Annotated in this window: 16 protein-coding genes and 1 other RNA gene; 9 read left to right on the top strand and 8 right to left on the bottom strand. The window is 68.1% G+C overall.

What is annotated here, in order from left to right:
• Together dnaX and ffs are read right to left on the bottom strand one after the other, a co-directional pair.
• The coding region (dnaX, locus tag MMB92_RS33140; protein ID WP_277563211.1) for a DNA polymerase III subunit gamma/tau at positions 1-1,221 on the bottom strand (1,221 nt) is incomplete at its 3' end.
• Between the two features lie 127 nt (positions 1,222-1,348).
• An RNA gene (gene ffs, locus MMB92_RS33135) (signal recognition particle sRNA small type) lies at positions 1,349-1,447 on the bottom strand.
• Between the two features lie 391 nt (positions 1,448-1,838).
• Between ffs and trxA the strand changes: the two genes are divergently transcribed.
• The 8 genes from trxA (at position 1,839) to MMB92_RS33095 (ending at position 10,431) form a co-directional block, all read left to right on the top strand.
• Positions 1,839-2,165, top strand: a complete 327-nt coding sequence (gene trxA / locus MMB92_RS33130) for a thioredoxin TrxA (RefSeq protein ID WP_006402348.1) — start codon at positions 1,839-1,841, stop codon at positions 2,163-2,165.
• Positions 2,166-2,360: 195 nt separating this feature from the next.
• Positions 2,361-3,623, top strand: coding sequence for a transcription termination factor Rho (gene rho, locus MMB92_RS33125; protein ID WP_006478662.1), 1,263 nt, complete (start codon positions 2,361-2,363; stop codon positions 3,621-3,623).
• A 129-nt stretch (positions 3,624-3,752) separates the two neighbouring features.
• Positions 3,753-4,253: a MerR family transcriptional regulator gene (locus tag MMB92_RS33120; protein WP_006485074.1), complete on the top strand. Its 501-nt coding sequence runs from the start codon at positions 3,753-3,755 to the stop codon at positions 4,251-4,253.
• Positions 4,250-5,806 carry an MFS transporter gene (locus tag MMB92_RS33115; protein WP_109341384.1) on the top strand — a complete coding sequence of 519 codons (1,557 nt, stop codon included), beginning with the start codon at positions 4,250-4,252 and terminating at the stop codon, positions 5,804-5,806. The genes MMB92_RS33120 and MMB92_RS33115 overlap by 4 nt, the downstream gene beginning before the upstream one ends.
• Positions 5,807-5,844: 38 nt before the next feature.
• The gene (locus MMB92_RS33110) at positions 5,845-6,678 is read left to right on the top strand and encodes a M90 family metallopeptidase (RefSeq protein ID WP_006496402.1); all 834 of its coding nucleotides are present in this window, start codon (positions 5,845-5,847) and stop codon (positions 6,676-6,678) included.
• A 156-nt stretch (positions 6,679-6,834) separates the two neighbouring features.
• The gene (locus MMB92_RS33105; RefSeq protein ID WP_006485080.1) at positions 6,835-7,095 is read left to right on the top strand and encodes a type B 50S ribosomal protein L31; all 261 of its coding nucleotides are present in this window, start codon (positions 6,835-6,837) and stop codon (positions 7,093-7,095) included.
• Between the two features lie 220 nt (positions 7,096-7,315).
• Positions 7,316-9,073 carry a UDP phosphate-alpha-4-amino-4-deoxy-L-arabinose arabinosyl transferase gene (locus MMB92_RS33100; RefSeq protein WP_034178645.1) on the top strand — a complete coding sequence of 586 codons (1,758 nt, stop codon included), beginning with the start codon at positions 7,316-7,318 and terminating at the stop codon, positions 9,071-9,073.
• A gap of 2 nt (positions 9,074-9,075) precedes the next feature.
• Positions 9,076-10,431: an MATE family efflux transporter gene (locus tag MMB92_RS33095; protein ID WP_277563210.1), complete on the top strand. Its 1,356-nt coding sequence runs from the start codon at positions 9,076-9,078 to the stop codon at positions 10,429-10,431.
• An 11-nt stretch (positions 10,432-10,442) separates the two neighbouring features.
• Here MMB92_RS33095 and lipA read toward each other — a convergent pair whose 3' ends face one another.
• The 6 genes from lipA to MMB92_RS33065 form a co-directional block, all read right to left on the bottom strand.
• Positions 10,443-11,408 carry a lipoyl synthase gene (lipA, locus tag MMB92_RS33090; RefSeq protein WP_275523543.1) on the bottom strand — a complete coding sequence of 322 codons (966 nt, stop codon included), beginning with the start codon at positions 11,406-11,408 and terminating at the stop codon, positions 10,443-10,445.
• 2 nt (positions 11,409-11,410) lie between these two features.
• Complete coding sequence (locus MMB92_RS33085) at positions 11,411-12,526, bottom strand: acetoin dehydrogenase dihydrolipoyllysine-residue acetyltransferase subunit (RefSeq protein WP_006485078.1); 1,116 nt, start codon at positions 12,524-12,526, stop codon at positions 11,411-11,413.
• A 4-nt stretch (positions 12,527-12,530) separates the two neighbouring features.
• The gene (locus tag MMB92_RS33080; RefSeq protein ID WP_006485069.1) at positions 12,531-13,535 is read right to left on the bottom strand and encodes an alpha-ketoacid dehydrogenase subunit beta; all 1,005 of its coding nucleotides are present in this window, start codon (positions 13,533-13,535) and stop codon (positions 12,531-12,533) included.
• Positions 13,536-13,589: 54 nt separating this feature from the next.
• Positions 13,590-14,573, bottom strand: coding sequence for a thiamine pyrophosphate-dependent dehydrogenase E1 component subunit alpha (locus MMB92_RS33075; protein WP_077021974.1), 984 nt, complete (start codon positions 14,571-14,573; stop codon positions 13,590-13,592).
• A gap of 77 nt (positions 14,574-14,650) precedes the next feature.
• Positions 14,651-15,427, bottom strand: coding sequence for an SDR family NAD(P)-dependent oxidoreductase (locus MMB92_RS33070; protein WP_006496398.1), 777 nt, complete (start codon positions 15,425-15,427; stop codon positions 14,651-14,653).
• A gap of 59 nt (positions 15,428-15,486) precedes the next feature.
• Complete coding sequence (locus MMB92_RS33065) at positions 15,487-16,545, bottom strand: NAD(+)/NADH kinase (RefSeq protein WP_006485073.1); 1,059 nt, start codon at positions 16,543-16,545, stop codon at positions 15,487-15,489.
• A 536-nt stretch (positions 16,546-17,081) separates the two neighbouring features.
• Between MMB92_RS33065 and MMB92_RS33060 the strand changes: the two genes are divergently transcribed.
• Positions 17,082-18,036 (top strand): GAF domain-containing protein (locus MMB92_RS33060; RefSeq protein WP_253633925.1); only part of this gene is annotated, 955 nt, incomplete at its 3' end.

Raw genomic sequence — 18,036 nt, 5'->3', positions numbered from 1 at the left:
TGGCGGGCGCGCTGCGCTTGCCGGCGCGGCCGATACCGGCTTCGCCGCGGCGGCGGCCGGTGCCGCCGTAGCACGCGGGGCCGGCACCGCACGCGGCGGCACGGACGGCTGACCGCCCGGTGCGCTGCCGGCGCCGACGGCCGGCTCGAACGCGAGCATCCGCAGCAGCGTCATCGTGAAACCGGCGTATTCGTCCGGCGCCAGGCCGAGTTCGGCGCGCCCGACCGTCGCGATCTGATAGAACAACTGCACCTGCTCGGGGCTCAGCGTCTCAGCAAACCGGCGCAGGTCGGCTGCTTCCGGCCATTCGTCGAGCACCGAGCCCGGCGCGAACTGCGCCCACGCGATCCGGTGCAGCAGGCTCGCGAGATCCTGCAGCGCGGTCGAGAACGACAGGCTGCGCAGCGACATCTCGTCGGCAATCGCGAGGATTTCCGGGCCGTTGCCGGCCGCGAGCGCGTCGAGCAGGCGCACCATGTAGGTCTGGTCGAGCGCGCCGAGCATGCCCGACACCGCCGACTCGGTCACCTCGTTCGCCGAATAGGCGATCGCCTGGTCGGTCAGCGACAGCGCGTCGCGCATGCTGCCCTGCGCGGCCCGCGCGAGCAGGCGCAGCGCCTGCGGCTCGAACGTGAGCCGTTCTTCGCCGAGGATCCGCTCGAGATGCGACACGATGTGCCCGGCCGGCATCTGCTTCAGGTTGAACTGCAGACAGCGCGACAGCACGGTGACGGGGATTTTCTGCGGATCGGTCGTCGCGAGGATGAACTTGACGTGCGGCGGCGGCTCTTCCAGCGTCTTCAGCATCGCGTTGAACGCGTGATTCGTCAGCATGTGCACTTCGTCGATCATGTAGACCTTGAAGCGCGCATCGACGGGCGCGTACACCGCGCGCTCGAGCAGCGCGGCCATTTCGTCGACGCCGCGGTTGCTCGCCGCGTCCATCTCGACGTAATCGACGAAACGGCCCTCGTCGATCTCGCGACACGCGCGACACACGCCGCACGGCTGCGACGTGACGCCGGTTTCACAGTTGAGCGCCTTCGCGAAGATCCGCGACAGCGTCGTCTTGCCGACACCGCGGGTTCCGGTAAACAGATAGGCGTGATGGAGACGCCCGCCGTCGAGCGCGTGCGTGAGCGCCCTGACGACGTGCTCCTGGCCGACGAGCGAAGCGAAATCCTTCGGACGCCACTTGCGTGCGAGAACTTGATAGGTCATCGGGAAATTGTATCAGTAACGCTGCGTCGCGCCGACACGCGAAGCGGTGCGGAACACGGGCAAGGTGGAGGTCGAACGGAGTGTGACGCAGAAATAAAAAACGCCCTGCGAACGGGGCGAGAAGGAAGGTGACGAGCCCAACCCTCGGCACTGGCGGAAAACGATTGTGGCTGCTTCGTTCCCGACCTGACCAGGTTCACCGCCCCACCATGCGAGGAGGCCCGTCACGGCATATTCTATCACCGCTTCCGGACGAATGCGACCGTTTGTTCGCATCAAAGCGAATATCGCCGGGCAAACCCGCGCATCGCCCGTTCGCGCGCACCGCATGCGGCCCACCCCCTTGTAATTTGCGGACCGGCCTCCACCTGCGTGGCACGACGGTCGAACGTCGCGTCGTACCCCTACTCGCGTAGCGGCTACTATCGCCGCCCGCAGCAGATAGCAATTTAGGCTAATATGACGCCCGAACGACCCGCGAGCCGCGGCATGCAGCGCTTACGCCCCCTCCCTTCCGGAAGGCGGAGTGACCTGCCGCAGCGGCCGGCAGCCTACGGCGGCCGGTACGCCGCAACGCGCAAGCAGGCAGTCCCCGAACCGTAAGAGGTATTGACCCAATGAGCGAACAGATCAAACACATCAGCGACGCATCGTTCGAACAGGACGTCGTCAAGTCCGACAAGCCCGTACTCGTCGATTTCTGGGCCGAATGGTGCGGCCCGTGCAAGATGATCGCCCCGATCCTCGACGAAGTCGCGAAGGACTACGGCGACAAGCTGCAGATCGCGAAGATCAACGTCGACGACAACCAGGCCACGCCCGCGAAGTTCGGCGTGCGCGGCATCCCGACGCTGATCCTGTTCAAGAACGGCGCGGCCGCCGCGCAGAAGGTCGGCGCGCTGTCGAAGTCGCAGCTCACCGCCTTCCTGGACAGCCACCTGTAATACCGGCAGTTCCACGGACGTGTTGTCAGTCGGCAACACGTCCGTCGTCAAGCCGCCGATCGCTCGCTCAAGCGCGAATCGGCCTATGCTAGAATTAAAAAACGTCGACAAGACGCATTTAAGTCTCTGAGCGCCTCCGCTCGCCCTCCTCCCTTATTTTCTTTCGTCGCTTCTCCTCCCTGGCGGGTTCTCCGTATGCATTTATCCGAGCTCAAGTCTCTGCACGTGTCCGAACTGATCGAAATGGCCAACGGCCTGGAGATCGAAAACGCGAACCGCCTGCGCAAGCAGGAGTTGATGTTTGCCATTCTCAAAAAGCGCGCCAAGACGGGAGAGACGATCTTCGGCGACGGTACGCTCGAAGTGCTGCCGGACGGCTTCGGCTTCCTGCGCTCGCCGGAAATGTCGTACCTCGCGAGCACCGACGACATCTACATCAGCCCGTCGCAGATCCGCCGCTTCAACCTGCACACCGGCGACACCATCGAAGGTGAAGTCCGCACGCCGAAGGACGGCGAGCGCTACTTCGCGCTGGTGAAGGTCGACAAAGTCAACGGGCAGCCGCCCGAGGCCTCGAAACACAAGATCATGTTCGAGAACCTCACGCCGCTGCACCCGAACAAGCCGCTGTCGCTCGAACGCGAAATGCGCGGCGAGGAAAACGTCACGGGCCGCATCATCGACATGATCGCGCCGATCGGCAAGGGCCAGCGCGGCCTGCTCGTCGCGTCGCCGAAGTCCGGCAAGACCGTGATGCTCCAGCACATCGCGCATGCGATCAAGCAGAACCACCCGGACGTGATCCTGTTCGTGCTGCTGATCGACGAGCGCCCGGAAGAAGTGACCGAAATGCAGCGCTCGGTCGCCGGCGAAGTGATCGCGTCGACGTTCGACGAACCGGCCACGCGCCACGTGCAGGTCGCCGAAATGGTGATCGAGAAGGCCAAGCGCCTCGTCGAAATGAAGCACGACGTCGTGATTCTGCTCGACTCGATCACGCGTCTCGCGCGTGCGTACAACACCGTGATCCCGGCATCGGGCAAGGTGCTGACGGGCGGTGTCGACGCGAACGCGCTGCAGCGTCCGAAGCGCTTCTTCGGCGCGGCGCGCAACATCGAGGAAGGCGGTTCGCTGACGATCATCGGCACCGCGCTGATCGAAACCGGCAGCCGCATGGACGACGTGATCTACGAAGAGTTCAAGGGCACCGGCAACATGGAAGTGCACCTCGAGCGCCGTCTCGCGGAAAAGCGCGTGTATCCGTCGATCAACCTGAACAAGTCGGGCACGCGTCGCGAGGAAATGCTGATCAAGCCCGAGATCCTTCAGAAGATCTGGGTGCTGCGCAAGTTCATCCACGACATGGACGAAGTCGAGGCAATGGAATTCCTGCTGGACAAGATCCGCCAGACGAAGAGTAACTCCGAGTTCTTCGACCTGATGCGCCGCGGCGGCTGATCGCCCCCGCCCCGCGACACGGCCGCCCGCGCATCCTGCCCGGCGGCCGTTTTTTCGGCCCCAACCTGAACGTGAACGTACAGGTTGATCTATAATCGCGTCATTGCCCCGCCGAATCCCCGATACCCGATGCCGACCGACGCCTCCACCCCGCTATTGACCGTCAGCGACGCCGCGTCGCGGCTCGGCGTCACGCCGCGCACGCTCAAATATTACGAAGAGCGCGGCCTCGTCACGCCGTCGCGCAGCGAAGGCCGCTACCGTCTCTACGACGAAGCCGACCTCGAGCGTTTCGCGCGCATCCTGCGGCTGCGCGCGCTGGGCTTCTCGCTGCACGGCATCACCGAAATGCTGAAGCGTCCGCTGGAAGAAACGGGCGACGGCCGGCGCCGCTATTCGGATGCGTCGCTGCGCGACATCCGCGCCGGCCTCGCCGAGCAGATCGACACGCTCGACCGGCGGATCGCGGCCGTCCAGCGCGAACTGAAGGAAGCCGTCGCGCTGCGCAAGGAGTTGCAGCACGACATCGACTACGTCGAGCGGCGCCTCGCCGGCGAAAACGCCGATGAACTGATCGCGCAGCGGCGGGCCGAAATCGGCGCGCGGCGCGCCCGCAAGGACCGCGAATGAACGCCGTACCGGGCCGGCCGCCGCTATGGAGCCGCGCGAACCTGCGCGGGGACCTGTTCCCGTGGGCGCTCGCGCTCGTCACCGGCATCGACTACTTCGACAACGCCGTCTTCTCGTTCTTCGCGAGCTACATCGCGGGCGGCATCAACGCGTCGCCCGACGAACTCGTGTGGTCGTCGAGCGCCTACGCGGTCACGGCCGTGCTCGGCATCCTGCAGCAGCAATGGTGGGTCGACCGGCTCGGCCATCGCCGCTACGTCGCGGGCTGCATGCTGATGTTCTCGCTCGGCGCGATCGCGGCGGCGCTGGCCGACACGTCGCTGGAGCTCGCGTTCGCGCGCGGCTTCCAGGGCTATTTCATCGGCCCGATGATGGGCGCGTGCCGGATCCTGATCCAGATCAGCTTCAAGCCGCAGGAGCGGCCGCCCGCGACACGCGCGTTCCTGATCATGATCCTGCTCGGCAGCGCGCTCGCGCCGATCGTCGGCGGGCTGCTGGTCGCGCATTCGACGTGGCGCGCCCTGTTCGCGTGCACGGCGCCGGCCGGCATCGCGTTCGCCATCCTCGCGTTGCTCACGCTGCCCGATTCGGGCCGCACGCCGGACGACGAGCGCGGCTCCGGACACTTCTGGCCGTACGTCGTGTTCGCGCTCGCGCAAGGGGCGCTGCAGATCGTGCTGCAGCAGGTGCATTACCAGCTCTACAGCGGCTCGCCGATGCTGATCATGCTGACGTTTGCCGGGCTCGGCGCGCTCGCGTGGTTCGCGTATCACCAGTGGAACCATCCGACGCCGCTCGTGCGGCTGCATGCGTTCCGCGAGCGCACTTTTCAGGTCGGGCTGCTGCTCTACATGTTCTATTACTACGAGACGACGGGCTTCAGTTACCTGACGTCGCGATTTCTCGAGGGCGGGCTCGGCTATCCGGTCGAGAATGCCGGGCGCCTAGTCGGCACGATGTCGCTGATCTCCGCCACCGCGCTGTTCGCGTACCTGCGCTACGCGAAATTCGTCCCGCACAAGAAGTGGTTCGTCGTGCCCGGGTTCGCGATCGCCGTCACGGCCGCGCTGTGGATGACGCGGATGACACCGCAGGTCGGCGAAGCCGCGCTGATCGTCCCGCTGCTGCTGCGCGGATTGCTGCTGCTGTTCATCGTGCTGCCGGTCGCGAACCTCACGTTCCGGATCTTCGCGATCGACGAATACACGCACGGCTACCGGCTGAAGAACATCGTGCGGCAACTGACGATCTCGTTCGCGACGTCGTCGGTGATCATCGTCGAGCAGCATCGCGTCGCCGTGCACCAGACGCGGCTCGTCGAGCGCGCGAACCTGTTCGACCCGCTGTTCCAGCAGACCGTCGACGCGCTGACGCGCAATTACGCGGCAGCCGGCCACGCGCTGAACGACGCACATGGCCTCGCGATCGCGTCGATCGCGCGAATGGTCGCGCAACAGGCGTCGTTCCTCGCGTCGCTCGACGGCTTTTACTTCCTCGCGGGCGTGGCGCTCGTCGGCGGCCTCTTCGCGGCATGGCAAAAACAGATCGATTGAGTTAAAAGACAGGCTTTGGATTTTCGTCCGCAGCCTCCATGCTTTCGAAACTGACCCGCTGGTTCGACGACCGCCGCCGCGACCGCGCGCTGCGCAGCCATCCGATTCCCGATCCGCTGTGGCAGGAAACCGTCGAACGCCTGCCGTTCCTCGCCGCCCTGCCGCCCGACGCGCTCGGGCGGCTGCGCGAGCTGACGAGCCTGTTCGTCGCGAAAAAATCGTTTTCGACCGCGCACGGGCTCGAACTGACCGACGCGATGATCGTCGCGATCGCCGCGCAGGCCTGCCTGCCGGTGCTGAATCTGGACCTGTCGCTGTACGACGGCTGGGTCGGCGTCGTCGTGTACCCGGGCGAATTCGTGATCCGCAAGACCGTGCAGGACGAGGACGGCGTCGTCCACGAAGTCGAGCAGGATGCGAGCGGCGAGGCCTGGGAAGGCGGCCCGGTGATCCTGTCGTGGGAAGACGCGCAGATGACGGACGGCCGGGACGCGTACAACGTCGTGATCCACGAGTTCGCGCACAAGATCGACATGGTCAACGGCGCGGCCGACGGCTATCCGCCCCTGTTTCGCCGCTGGCATGCGCCGCACCTCGACGCGCAGGCGTGGGCCGACGTGTTCGAACATGCGTACGACCAGTTCTGCGCGCGCGTCGACGCGGTGCCGGATCGCGCATGGGCGCGCTTCGAGCGGGATTCGCTGATCGATCCCTATGCGGCCGATCACCCGTCGGAATTCTTCGCGGTATGCAGCGAGGCGCTGTTCGTGCGACCGAAAGCGTTCGAGTCCGAATTTCCGGAGCTGTACCGGCTCCTCGCGCGCTACTACCGACAGGATCCGGCCGGCACCGGCGCGCTCGACGCACCGTGAAAATTATTCGTCAACCGTCTGATTTTCTGGCATAATCGCCGTTTTTCGACCTTAGGCAAGTGGCTCGCGCCGGGCTTGACGTCAGCCGAATCGCTCCATCGGGGCGGCTCGACACGGCAAGCGGCGGGTTGGCTACCGCTATCACCAAGGAAAATCATGAAACCTGGCATTCACCCGGACTACCGCGAAGTCGTCTTCCAAGACATGTCGAACGGCTTCAAGTTCATCACGCGCTCGACGATCCAGACGCGCGAAAACATCGAACTCGACGGCAAGACCTACCCGCTCGCCAAGATCGAAGTGTCGTCGGAATCGCACTCGTTCTACACGGGTCAGCAAAAGATCATGGACACGGCAGGCCGTGTCGAGAAGTTCAAGAACAAGTTCGGCGTACGCGCCAACGGCAAGGCGAAGTAAGCTTCGCACCGTATCCGGTGGTTGCAACGTACCGGTATCGCACAAAAGGGCAGCCCAGGCTGCCCTTTTTTGTCTCTGCTCGCCCGACGACGCGCCGCCCGGCGCCCGGGCAACGACCTGACGCACAACAGCGGGCGCGACTACAATGCCGGATGCTCGAAACCGGCTCGACCGCGCGCAACCGCGCTGGCCGCCCGCCCATAACAAATCGCTCATCTGCATGAAGCCTGTCGTCCGTCTCACCGCCTCCGCCACGCGTGCGCTGCCGCGCTGGCTGCTGCTCACGCTCTGCCTCGTCTACGCGGCGTTCGGCCTGTTCGGCCGCGACCCGTGGAAAAACGAGGACGCGGCAGGCTTCGGCGTGATGTGGACGATGGCCAAGGGCGGCTGGCACGACTGGCTGCTGCCGAACCTGGTCGGCAAGTTCATCACGACCGACGGGCCGCTCGGCTACTGGCTCGGCGCGCTGTCGATCCGCGGCCTCGGCCCGTGGGTCGACGCGAGCAACGCGTCGCGCGTCGCGACCGGCGTGCTGTTCTGCGTCGCATGCGCGTTCGTCTGGTATGCGGCCTACCTGCTCGGCCGGCGCGCCGAGGTCCAACCGTTCAAGTACGCGTTCGGCGGCGAGCCCGAGCCGCGCGACTACGGCCGCACGCTCGCGGACGGTGCGCTGCTGGTGCTCGTCGCCTGCTTCGGCCTCGCGGAACGCGGGCACGAAACGACGCCGCAGCTCGCGCAGTTCGCGTGGATCGCGATGCTCGTGTACGGGATCGTGCGCGGCATCGACAAGCCGCTGCAGGGCGCGCTGTGGTGGGGCCTCGCGATCGGCCTCGTCGCGCTGTCCGGCAACCCGGTGCTGGTCGTCGCGCTGCTCGCGGGCACGGCTGCGCTGTGGCTCGTCACGCCCGAGATGCGCAACCTGCACCTGCCGCTGCTCGGCGTGCCGCTCGCGGCCGCGATCTTCGCGCTGTGGCCGCTCGCCGCCATCGTCGCGGCGCCCGACGACGCCGCGTGGTTCTTCAACCAGTGGATCCACGGCAGCCTGATGCGCTTTTCGGGCCCGCCGACGGCCGTGCTCGGCTATGCGGCGAAAAACCTGCCGCTGTTCACGTGGCCCGCGTGGCCGCTCGCGATCTGGGCGTGGTGGAGCTGGGCCGGCATGCGCCGTCGCGCGCACATCGCGATTCCGCTGTCGGTCGCCGTACCGCTCGTCGCGCTCGTGATCCTGCAAAGCCAGCAGTCGAACCGCATGTACATGCTGCTGCTGCCGCCGCTCGCGGTGCTCGCGACGTTCGCGCTGCCGACCCTCAAGCGCGGCGCGATCAACGCGATCGACTGGTTCGCGGTGCTGAGCTTCACGATCCTCGGCACCTTCGTGTGGCTCGTGTGGCTCGCGTCGCTCACCGGCTTCCCGCATCCGCTCGCGCGCAACCTCGCGCGCCTCGTGCCCGGCTACGAGCCGCATTTCAAGATCCTGTCGTTCATCTGCGCGGTGATCGTCACCGTGTGCTGGTGCTTCCTCGTGCGCTGGCGTGTGTCGCGCCAGCCGAAGGTGCTGTGGCGCAGCGTCGTGCTGTCGAGCGCGGGCACCACGTTGATGTGGGTGCTGCTGATGACGCTGTGGCTGCCGATCGTCAACTACGGCCGGACCTATCGCGATGTCGCGCAACAGATCGCCGTGCACCTGCCGTCCGACTACGAGTGCATCTCGCCGGTGCGGCTTGGCGACGCGCAGATCGCGACCTTCGCGTACTTCGGCGACATGCACTTCGATTTCTCCGGCGACTGCGACGTGATCCTGCGCCAGGACCGCGCCGACTTCGGCGAGCCGAGCGCGATGTCGCAATACGTGTGGCGTCTCGTCTGGGAAGGCCGGCGCGTCGCCGACCGCGACGAGCGCTTCCGCCTGTACGAGCGCATCGAACGGCCGAAAGCGCCCGTCAAGCGGCGTCCGCCGCGCCGCCCGACGGCCGATTGACGATGCTCGGCGACATCCGCCGGATCGTCGGTCTCGCGTGGCCGGTGCTGGTCGGCCAGCTCGCGATCATCGCGTTCGGCGTGATCGACACCGCGATGGTCGGCCGCTACTCGGCCGTCGATCTCGCCGCGCTCGGGCTCGGCTCGTCGATCTACGTATCGATCTACATCGGCCTGACGGGCATCCTGTCCGCGCTGCAGCCGATCACCGGGCAACTGTACGGCGCGCGGCGCCATGCGGAGATCGGCGAGGAAGTGCGCCAGGCGCTGTGGCTCGCGCTGCTGCTCGCGATTCCCGGCTTCCTGCTGCTGCATTTTCCCGAGCCGCTGCTGCGCGTCGCGCATGCGCCCGCCGCGCTGCACGACCGCACCGTCGACTACCTGCGCATCCTGTCGTACGGGCTGCCCGCCAGCCTCGTATTCCGCATCTACAACGCGCTGACCAACGCGGCCGGCAAGCCGCGGCTCGCGATGATCCTGCAGATCGGCGCGCTGCTGCTCAAGTTCCCGCTGAACGTGTGGTTCATCTTCGGCGGCTTCGGCGTACCGGCGCTCGGTGGCCCCGGCTGCGGGCTGGCCAGCACGCTGATCAACTGGGCGCTCGCGCTGATCGGCTACACGCTGCTCGCGAAGCTCGACGTGTTCGCGCCGCTCGCGATCTTCTCGCGCTTCTGCTGGCCCGTCTGGGAACGCCAGAAGGCGATCCTGAAGCTCGGCGTGCCGATGGGCCTGTCGTACCTGATCGAGGTCACGTCGTACACGTGCATGGCGCTGTTCATCGCGCAGTTCGGCACGACGACGCTCGCCGGCCACCAGATCGCCGGCAACATCGGCGCCGTGCTGTACATGACGCCGCTGTCGATCGGCGTGGCGGCGTCGACGCTGGTCGCGCGCGCGCTCGGCGCCGGACGCGCCGAGGAAGCCCGGCTGCTCGGCCGACACAGCGTGATCTTCGCGTGCGGCGTGGCGGCCGCCTACGGCCTGCTCGTGTTCGCGCTGCGCCCGCTCATCATCGGCGGCTACACGCCGAACCCCGCCGTCGCCGCGGCCGCGATGCCGCTCGTCGCGATCGTCGCGTGCTATCACGTGTTCGATGCGCTGCAGGTCACGTCGGCGTTCGTGCTGCGCGCGTACAAGGTGGCGGTCGTGCCGACCATGATCTATGCGGTCGCGCTGTGGGGCGTCGGACTCAGCGGCGGCTACGTGCTCGGCTTCGACGTCGGCGGCATCGCGCCCGCATGGCTGACCGGCGCGCGCGGCTTCTGGTTCGCGAACACGGTCAGCCTGATGCTGGCGGGCGCGGGGCTCGTGCTGTACCTGCGCCGCATCGGTCGCGCGCACGCCAGCGCGGCTGCGTGACGCGCGGCGCGCTACGCGTCCTCCAGCACGTCGGCCGCGTGATATGACGAGCGCACGAGCGGGCCGGCGACGACTTCCCTGAAACCGAGCGCAAGCGCCTCGTCGTGCCACGCGGCGAACGCCTCCGGGCTCACGTAGCGCCGCACCGGCAAATGATGCGCGGACGGCGCGAGATACTGGCCGAGCGTCAGCACGTCGACCTCGTGCGCGCGCAGGTCGCGCAGCGTGTCGCGCACCTCGTCGTCGCGCTCGCCCAGCCCGAGCATCAACCCCGATTTCGTCACGAGCGTCGGCCGCGCGGCCTTCGCCTGCGCGAGCAGCTCGAGCGAGCCGCGATAGTCGGCGCCCGGCCGCGCCGCCCGGTACAGCGACGGCACCGTCTCGATGTTGTGGTTGAACACGTCGGGCCACGCCGACGACAGCGCGTCGAGCGCGCGGGCCGCGCGGCCGCGAAAGTCCGGCGTCAGCACCTCGACCCCGATGCCCGGCACGCTCGCACGCACCGCCGCGATGCACGCGGCGAAATGCGCGGCGCCGCCGTCGTGCAGATCGTCGCGGTCGACCGACGTGATCACGACGTAGCGCAACCCGAGCGCCGCGGCCGCGTCGGCCAGCCGCGCCGGCTCGTCGGGATCGAGCGGTTCGGGACGGCCGTGCGCGACATCGCAGAACGGGCAACGCCGCGTACACAGCCCGCCCATGATCATGAAGGTCGCGGTGCGCTGCGCGAAGCATTCGCCGATGTTCGGACACATTGCCTCCTCGCAGACGGAATGCAGCCGATGCTCGCGCAGCACGGCGGCCATGTCGGCCACCGCCGCGCTCATCATCGGCCGCGCGCGCAGCCACGGCGGCTTCGGCAGTGCCGTGCCGGCCGCGGGCTCGACGCGCACCGGAATGCGCGCGAGCTTGTCGCGACTTCTGGCGCCGGGCTGGCCGAGCGCCGTGAGGCTGGGTCGTTCGAGCGCGGCGGCCATCGTCAGTCTCCGAGGAACGCGACGATCAGGCGGTTCACGTCGGCGGCCGCCTCCATCTGCACCATGTGCCCGCTGCCGGCGATCACCTCGGCACGCACGCCGTCCGGCAAACCCTGCGCATGCTGCGCGGGAATCACCTCGTCGCGCTCACCCCAGATCACCAGCGTGCGCGGCGCAAGCGTCGCGAGCCGGTCGCGGAACACGCGCCGCTGTGCGGCGCCATCGAACGCGGCATCCGCGATCTTCTCGAGCGCGGCCTGCACGCCTTCGAGCCGCTTGTACTTGACGAGATCCTCGACGAGCTGCCGCGTGACCAGCGCGTGGTCCGCGAACAGCGCGCCGAGGTGCGGCTTCAGCGTGTTGCGGCTGTTGCCGGCGACGAAGCCGTCGATGTACGCGCGATTGATGTCGGTGCCGAGCCCCGCGCTCGCGATCAGCGTGAGCGATGCGACGCATTGCGGCGCGCGCTCGGCCACCGTCATCGCGACCGCGCCGCCCATCGAATGGCCGATCAGGTGCGCGCGCTCGATGTGCTGCGCATCGAGCAGCGCGAGCACCGCGTCGGCCAGTTCGTCGAGGCTGCCGTTCTCGACCGCCTTGCCCGATTCGCCGTGGCCCGGCAGATCGAGCGCCCACACCGGCCGGTGCGCGGCGAGCTCCGCGTGATTGAACAGCCAGTTGTTCAGGTCGCCGCCGAAGCCGTGGATCAGCACGGCCGGCGTGCCCGAACCGTCGCCCAGCTTCAGGAAGCGGATCGTGCGTCCGCCGATCTGCGCCTTCTCGGGCTGCGGGCCGGCCGCCTCGTCGGACGCCGCGCTCGGCACGAAATCGCGCTGAAAGTCGGCGATCGCCGCGTCGATGTCGGCATCGCTTGCATCGGCCGCCGCGACCACACCGAGCAGCGCGCCGACCGGCAGCGTCTCGCCCTCCTGCGCGACCTGCCGGCGCAGCGTGCCGTCGAACGCGCATTCGACGCCCGACGAGATCTTGTCGGTCTCGACGTCGAGCACCTCGTCGCCCTTCGTCACGCGCTCGCCGACTGCCTTCAGCCAGCCGTTGACCTGCCCCTGCTCCATCGACAGCCCCCACTTGGGCATCGTGATCATGTGAATCGACATCGTGTCAGCTCCTCGTCTTCAGGACCGCCTGCGCAATCGCATCGGCGGACGGGATATACAGGTCTTCCAGCACGCCGGCGAACGGCGCGGGCGTATGCGGCGCGGTGACGAGCTCGATCGGCGCCTTCAGCGACCGGAACGCGCGCTGCGCGACGAGCGCGGCGATGTCGGTCGCGATCGAGCAGCGCGGATTCGCTTCGTCGACGACCACCACGCGGCCGGTACGCTCGGCGCTGTCGAGGATCGTTTCCTCGTCGAGCGGCGACGTCGTGCGCAGGTCGATCACCTCGCACTGGATGCCGTCCTTCGCGAGCTTGGCGGCCGCGTCCATCGCGAGATGCACCATCCGGCCGTACGTGACGATCGTCGCGTCGTCGCCGTCGCGCATCACGTTCGCCTCGCCGAACGGAATCGCATAGGATTCCTCCGGGACGTCGCCCTCGCGCGTGTAGAGCAGCTTGTGTTCGAGGAAGATCACGGGATCGTTGTCGCGGATCGCCTGGATCAGGAGCCCCTTCGCGTCGTACGGCGTCGACGGGCACACGACCTTCAGCCCCGGAATGTGCGTGAACAACGACGTGAGCATCTGCGAGTGCTGCGCGGCCGCGCGCAGGCCGGCGCCGTACATCGCGCGGATCACGACCGGCGTCACGGCCTTGCCGCCGAACATGTAGCGGAATTTCGCGGCCTGGTTGAAGATCTGGTCGAAGCACACACCCATGAAATCGATGAACATCAGTTCCGCGACGGGCCGCATCCCGCACGCGGCCGCGCCGACCGCCGCACCGATGTAGCCGCCCTCCGACAGCGGCGTATCGAGCACGCGGCCCGGAAACTTGTGGAACAGCCCCTTCGTCACGCCGAGCACGCCGCCCCATGCGTCGTCCTCGCCCGGCGCGCCCGCGCCGCCCGCGTTGTCCTCGCCCATCACGATCACGCTGTCGTCGCGCGCCATTTCCTGCGCGAGCGCCTCGTTGATCGCCTGCGAATAAGTGATCTTCCTTGCCATGTCTGTCTCCTGGAATGTTCGGTTCGCCGTGCCGGCTGCTGGGTCAGGCCGCGCTCACGGATACGACACGTAGACGTCGGCCAGCAGGTCGGCGGCATCCGGCAGCGGCGCCGCCTTCGCCTGCGCGACCGCGTCGTCGATCAGCGCCTTCACCTGTGCGTCGACCGCGCGCAGGTCGTCGGTCGTCAGCGCTTCGGCGCGCACGACGCGCGTTTCGAAATGTTTCAGGCAATCCTTCTCGTCGCGCAGCCTCTGCACTTCGCCCGGCGCCCGGTAGGTTTGCGCATCGCCCTCGAAGTGGCCGAAATAGCGCGTGAACTTCACCTCGACGAGCGTCGGGCCGCCGCCGTTGCGCGCACGCTCGACGGCCTCGCCGAGCGCCTCGTGCACCGCGAAGAAGTCGAAGCCGTCGACGATCACGCCCGGCATCCCGAACCCGTTCGCGCGATCGGCGATGTTGTCGGTCGCGACCGACCAGCTCGACGACGTCGCTTCCGCATAGCCGTTGTTTTCGGCGACGAAGATCGCGGGCAGCCGCCACACCGACGCGAGGTTCATCGATTCGAAGATCACGCCCTGGTTCGACGCGCCGTCGCCGAAGAAGCACACGCCGACGCCGCCCGTCTTCTTGTGCTTGGCCGCGAGCGCCGCGCCGCACACGAGCGGGCCGCCCGCGCCGACGATCCCGTTCGCGCCGAGCATCCCCATCGACAGGTCGGCGATGTGCATCGAGCCGCCCTTGCCGTGGCAGACGCCCGTCTTCTTGCCGTAGATCTCGGCCATCATCCCGTGCACGTCGACGCCCTTCGCGATGCAATGGCCGTGGCCGCGGTGCGTGGTGGCCACGTAGTCGTCGAGGCCGAGATGCAGCATCGTGCCGACGGCGGACGCCTCCTCGCCCGCATACAGGTGAACGAAGCCGGGTATCTCGCCGGTCGCGAATTCGACGTGCAGGCGCTCCTCGAATTCGCGGATCGTGCGCATCAGCCGATAGGCGTCCAGCAGCGTGTCCCTGCTGAGCTGTGTCGAAGCGGTCATGTGTGTCTCCTGGGTGGGTCTGACTGCGAATGCCGCCCCGGCCATGCCGTGGCGGCGGATTGCACGGCCTGCGGCCGTCAGTGGAACGTGAAGCCGCCGTCGACGTTCACGGCCTGGCCCGTCACGTTGTCCATCGTCGCGAAGAACAGCGCGAGCCGGCCCATGTCCTCCGGCGTCTGCGCGCGGCCCTGCGGAATCAGCGTCAACTGGTGCCGCTGCCACGACTGCTCGACCGATTCGCCGTCGGTCTTCCATTCGTCGGACAGCCGGTCCCACATGTAGGTACGGACGATGCCGGGGCAGATCGCGTTGACGGTCACGCCGTCGCGCGCGAGCTCCTTCGCCAGCGCGTTGGTGAAGCCGACGACCGCGAATTTCGATGCGCTGTAATGCGCGAGATTCGGAAAGCCTTCCTTGCCCGCGATCGACGCGACGTTGATGATCCGGCCACGCCCCTGCGCCTTCAGGTGGGCAAGCGCCGCCCGGCAGCCGAGGAACGTGCCCTTCGCGTTCACGTTCATCACGAAATCCCAGTCGCGCTCGGTCAGCTCGGCGACCGGATGAATGCTGATCACGCCCGCGCAGTTCACGAGGATGTCGAGCCCGCCGAGGTCGGCGAGCGCCTGCGCGACCATCGCGTCGACCTGCGCGGCCTGCGTGACGTCGACCTTCGCGATCGCCGCGCGGCGGCCGAGCGCACGCACCTCGCGCGCGGTGGCGTCGAGCGCGTCGTCGAGCAGGTCGGCCAGCAGGATGTCGGCGCCGGCGCCGGCGAGCGTCAGCGCGATGCCGCGGCCGATGCCGCGCGCGCCGCCGGTGACGATGGCGACCTGTCCTTCGAGAGGGGCTGTCATGGCGATGTCTCCTTGTTGATCGTGATGGATGGCGAAATGCCGTTGCGTACCGCGAAGCGTCAGTCGTGCCATGCACCGGCGTCGCGCAGCAGTTGCCGCGACGACGCGTAGCGCAGCGTGCGGCCGACGTCGACCGTCAACGGTCCGCGCCAGTCGAGCGCAATCTCGTAGCGATCGCCGCGCGCGACCTCGATCTCGCGCTCGCCGTCGAACGCGAGCGTGCCGCGCTCGAACGGAATCGCGTGCCACGAACCCGGTTCGAGCCGCTCGCAACTGCGCATCACGACGCGGTCGACGCGCCCCGGCGCGATCGGCGCGACGAGCGGCGTGCCGGCCGTCTTGCCGGCTTCCGCGAAGCGCATCGCGAGCCCGTGCGGCGCGCTGCGTTCAAGCGGCGCCCATGCGCCGCCGAGCGCGGACAGGCCGATGCCGTCCGGTTCCGCGAACGTCAGGTAGAGCGAATCGATGTCGTCGGAGCCGGAAATCGCGCGTGCGCCGATGAAGCGTTGCCGCGCGGCGCACACGTCGACGAGCGCGATCTCCTCGCGCCCCGGCTGCGCGCCCGCGACGCAGCGCACGACGAGCCGCTTGTTGCGCACGAACGCGACCTCGGCCGGCACGGCGCCGGTTGCAGCAAGCCCGGCCGCGACGCCGGCGACGGTCGCCTCGCGATGTTCGGGAAACGCGTTGTTGGTGCCGGTGGACAGCGCGACGAGCGGCGTCGCGCCGCAATGCGCGGCCACCGCGCGATGGGTGCCGTCGCCGCCGAGCACGACGATCAGCGACACTTCCATCCGGTGCAGATAGGCCGCGCCGGCTTGCGTGTCGGCGACGGTATCGGTGATCGGCAGGTCGACGAATTCGACCTCGGGCCAGCGCTCGTGCGGCGCGACCGCGCGATGCGTGTCGATCGCGCGCAGCAGCAGCGTCGCGATGCCCGTGCGGTCGCGCAGCGTCAGCACGCGCTCGACGCCCATCGCGCCAAGGCCGGCCAGGAGGCGCACGATCATGTTCGCCTTCTCCGCGGTCGGGAACACGGATGCATGCGTCGTGAGGCGGCGGATGTCGCGCCCCGATGCGGGGTTCGCGATCACACCGACGGTAACGGGCGTCGTCACGGGTTTGTCTCCATCCAGTCGGCGGGGCCGGCGCATTGGCGCGTGCGTCGGCTCCACCTGTTTCGTCCGCTGCCATCGACGGGCGGCGGATCGTCGTCGCCGACACGATCGCGCCGGCTTGCCCGTGATCTCTGCAAGCGGCGTGCCATCGTGCGTGCGATAGCCGTGAAACCCGCGTGCACGCTGGCGTGGCGGGTGAGTGCGTGTTCCGGATGGGCGGCCGGGACGACGCCGCGCGCGGCGAATTCATCGGTGCGTCTCACGTCGTCGATACGTCGACGCGATCGTCGCGGCCCCCGCGCAAGCCCGGCGTTCCGCCCGCAAACCCCTGCATTTGCGCGGCGTCACGCAGGCGATGCGTGGCCGGACCAGCGCCGCACGCCGCGCACGCGGCCGTCTCAACTGCGCGAGACATGGCGCGATACCGGTGAGACGACCGTCTCACGCGCGCCGCGTGCTGCGATGCAATGTGATCTGCCGGAACGGATGTGCTACAAGAACAGCGACATTCCCGCCGTACGGAACCGGAGCCGACCATGCCCTACGCCGTCCCCCAGGCCCAGCACGCCGACCGTGTCCTCGGCGCGCTCGCCGGGCGCCTGCCCGCGCCGGCCGATTCCGCGCGCCTCGTGTCGTCGTGGCAACGATCGCTGGAGCGCTACCGTCTCGACCCCGCTTCGTCGATCGGCCCGCGCGTGCTGACCGCGGCCGAACTGCGCGAAGTGCGCGACAAGGAGGAAGCCTTCCTGCGCGCGTCGGGCCAGTGCCTGACGCGGCTGCACGACATGATCCGCGTCGCCGACTACTGCGTGATGCTGACCGACGCGCACGGCGTGACGATCGACTACCGGATCGACCGCGAACGCCGCAACGACTTCCGTCACGCGGGGCTGCACATCGGCTCGTGCTGGTCGGAAAGCGAGGAAGGAACCTGCGGCGTCGCGAGCGTGCTGACCGATCTCGCGCCGATCACCGTGCACAAGACCGATCACTTTCGCGCGGCGTTCACGACGCTCACGTGCAGCGCGGCGCCGATCTTCTCGCCGGGCGGCGAACTGATCGGCGTGCTCGACGCGTCGGCCGTGCATTCGCCCGACGGCCGCGACAGCCAGCGCCTCGTCTACCAGCTCGTGCGGCAGAGCGCGGCGTTGATCGAGGACGGCTACTTCGTGCACAGCACCGCGCAGCACTGGATATTGTTCGGGCATCCGAATCGTCACTACGTCGAGGCGCAACCGGAGTGGCTGATCGCGTTCGACGAATGCGGCAACATCGTCGCCGCGAACCGGCACGCGCGCGACGCGCTGCCGGCGCTGCGCGAGCCGCGTCATATCGACGAGATCTTCGACGCGACCGAGATGCCGCTGCGCGACGCCGCGCGGCTCGATGCGATCGTCGCGCTGCGGCTGCGCGCGACCGGCGCGCCGCTCTACGCGCGGCTGCGTGCGCCGCTACGGCGCGCCGGCCGCGAGCCCGGCGCGGCATCGCGCC

The sequence above is a fragment of the Burkholderia sp. IO2 genome, from assembly GCF_029522185.1.
GTDB lineage: Bacteria > Pseudomonadota > Gammaproteobacteria > Burkholderiales > Burkholderiaceae > Burkholderia > Burkholderia cenocepacia.
Note: the sequence above shows the minus strand (reverse complement) of the source record. Positions and strands in the feature narration are given on the sequence as shown.

What these genes read in the sequence shown, in the direction of transcription:
- MMB92_RS33070 (WP_006496398.1), bottom strand. Translation starts at nt 15,427, where the DNA reads ATGACAGCCCCTCTCGAAGGACAGGTCGCCATCGTCACCGGCGGCGCG.
- MMB92_RS33115 (WP_109341384.1), top strand. Translation starts at nt 4,250, where the DNA reads ATGAACGCCGTACCGGGCCGGCCGCCGCTATGGAGCCGCGCGAACCTG.
- MMB92_RS33120 (WP_006485074.1), top strand. Translation starts at nt 3,753, where the DNA reads ATGCCGACCGACGCCTCCACCCCGCTATTGACCGTCAGCGACGCCGCG.
- rho (WP_006478662.1), top strand. Translation starts at nt 2,361, where the DNA reads ATGCATTTATCCGAGCTCAAGTCTCTGCACGTGTCCGAACTGATCGAA.
- MMB92_RS33085 (WP_006485078.1), bottom strand. Translation starts at nt 12,526, where the DNA reads ATGTCGATTCACATGATCACGATGCCCAAGTGGGGGCTGTCGATGGAG.
- lipA (WP_275523543.1), bottom strand. Translation starts at nt 11,408, where the DNA reads ATGGCCGCCGCGCTCGAACGACCCAGCCTCACGGCGCTCGGCCAGCCC.
- MMB92_RS33080 (WP_006485069.1), bottom strand. Translation starts at nt 13,535, where the DNA reads ATGGCAAGGAAGATCACTTATTCGCAGGCGATCAACGAGGCGCTCGCG.
- MMB92_RS33100 (WP_034178645.1), top strand. Translation starts at nt 7,316, where the DNA reads ATGAAGCCTGTCGTCCGTCTCACCGCCTCCGCCACGCGTGCGCTGCCG.
- MMB92_RS33095 (WP_277563210.1), top strand. Translation starts at nt 9,076, where the DNA reads ATGCTCGGCGACATCCGCCGGATCGTCGGTCTCGCGTGGCCGGTGCTG.
- trxA (WP_006402348.1), top strand. Translation starts at nt 1,839, where the DNA reads ATGAGCGAACAGATCAAACACATCAGCGACGCATCGTTCGAACAGGAC.
- MMB92_RS33075 (WP_077021974.1), bottom strand. Translation starts at nt 14,573, where the DNA reads ATGACCGCTTCGACACAGCTCAGCAGGGACACGCTGCTGGACGCCTAT.
- MMB92_RS33105 (WP_006485080.1), top strand. Translation starts at nt 6,835, where the DNA reads ATGAAACCTGGCATTCACCCGGACTACCGCGAAGTCGTCTTCCAAGAC.
- MMB92_RS33110 (WP_006496402.1), top strand. Translation starts at nt 5,845, where the DNA reads ATGCTTTCGAAACTGACCCGCTGGTTCGACGACCGCCGCCGCGACCGC.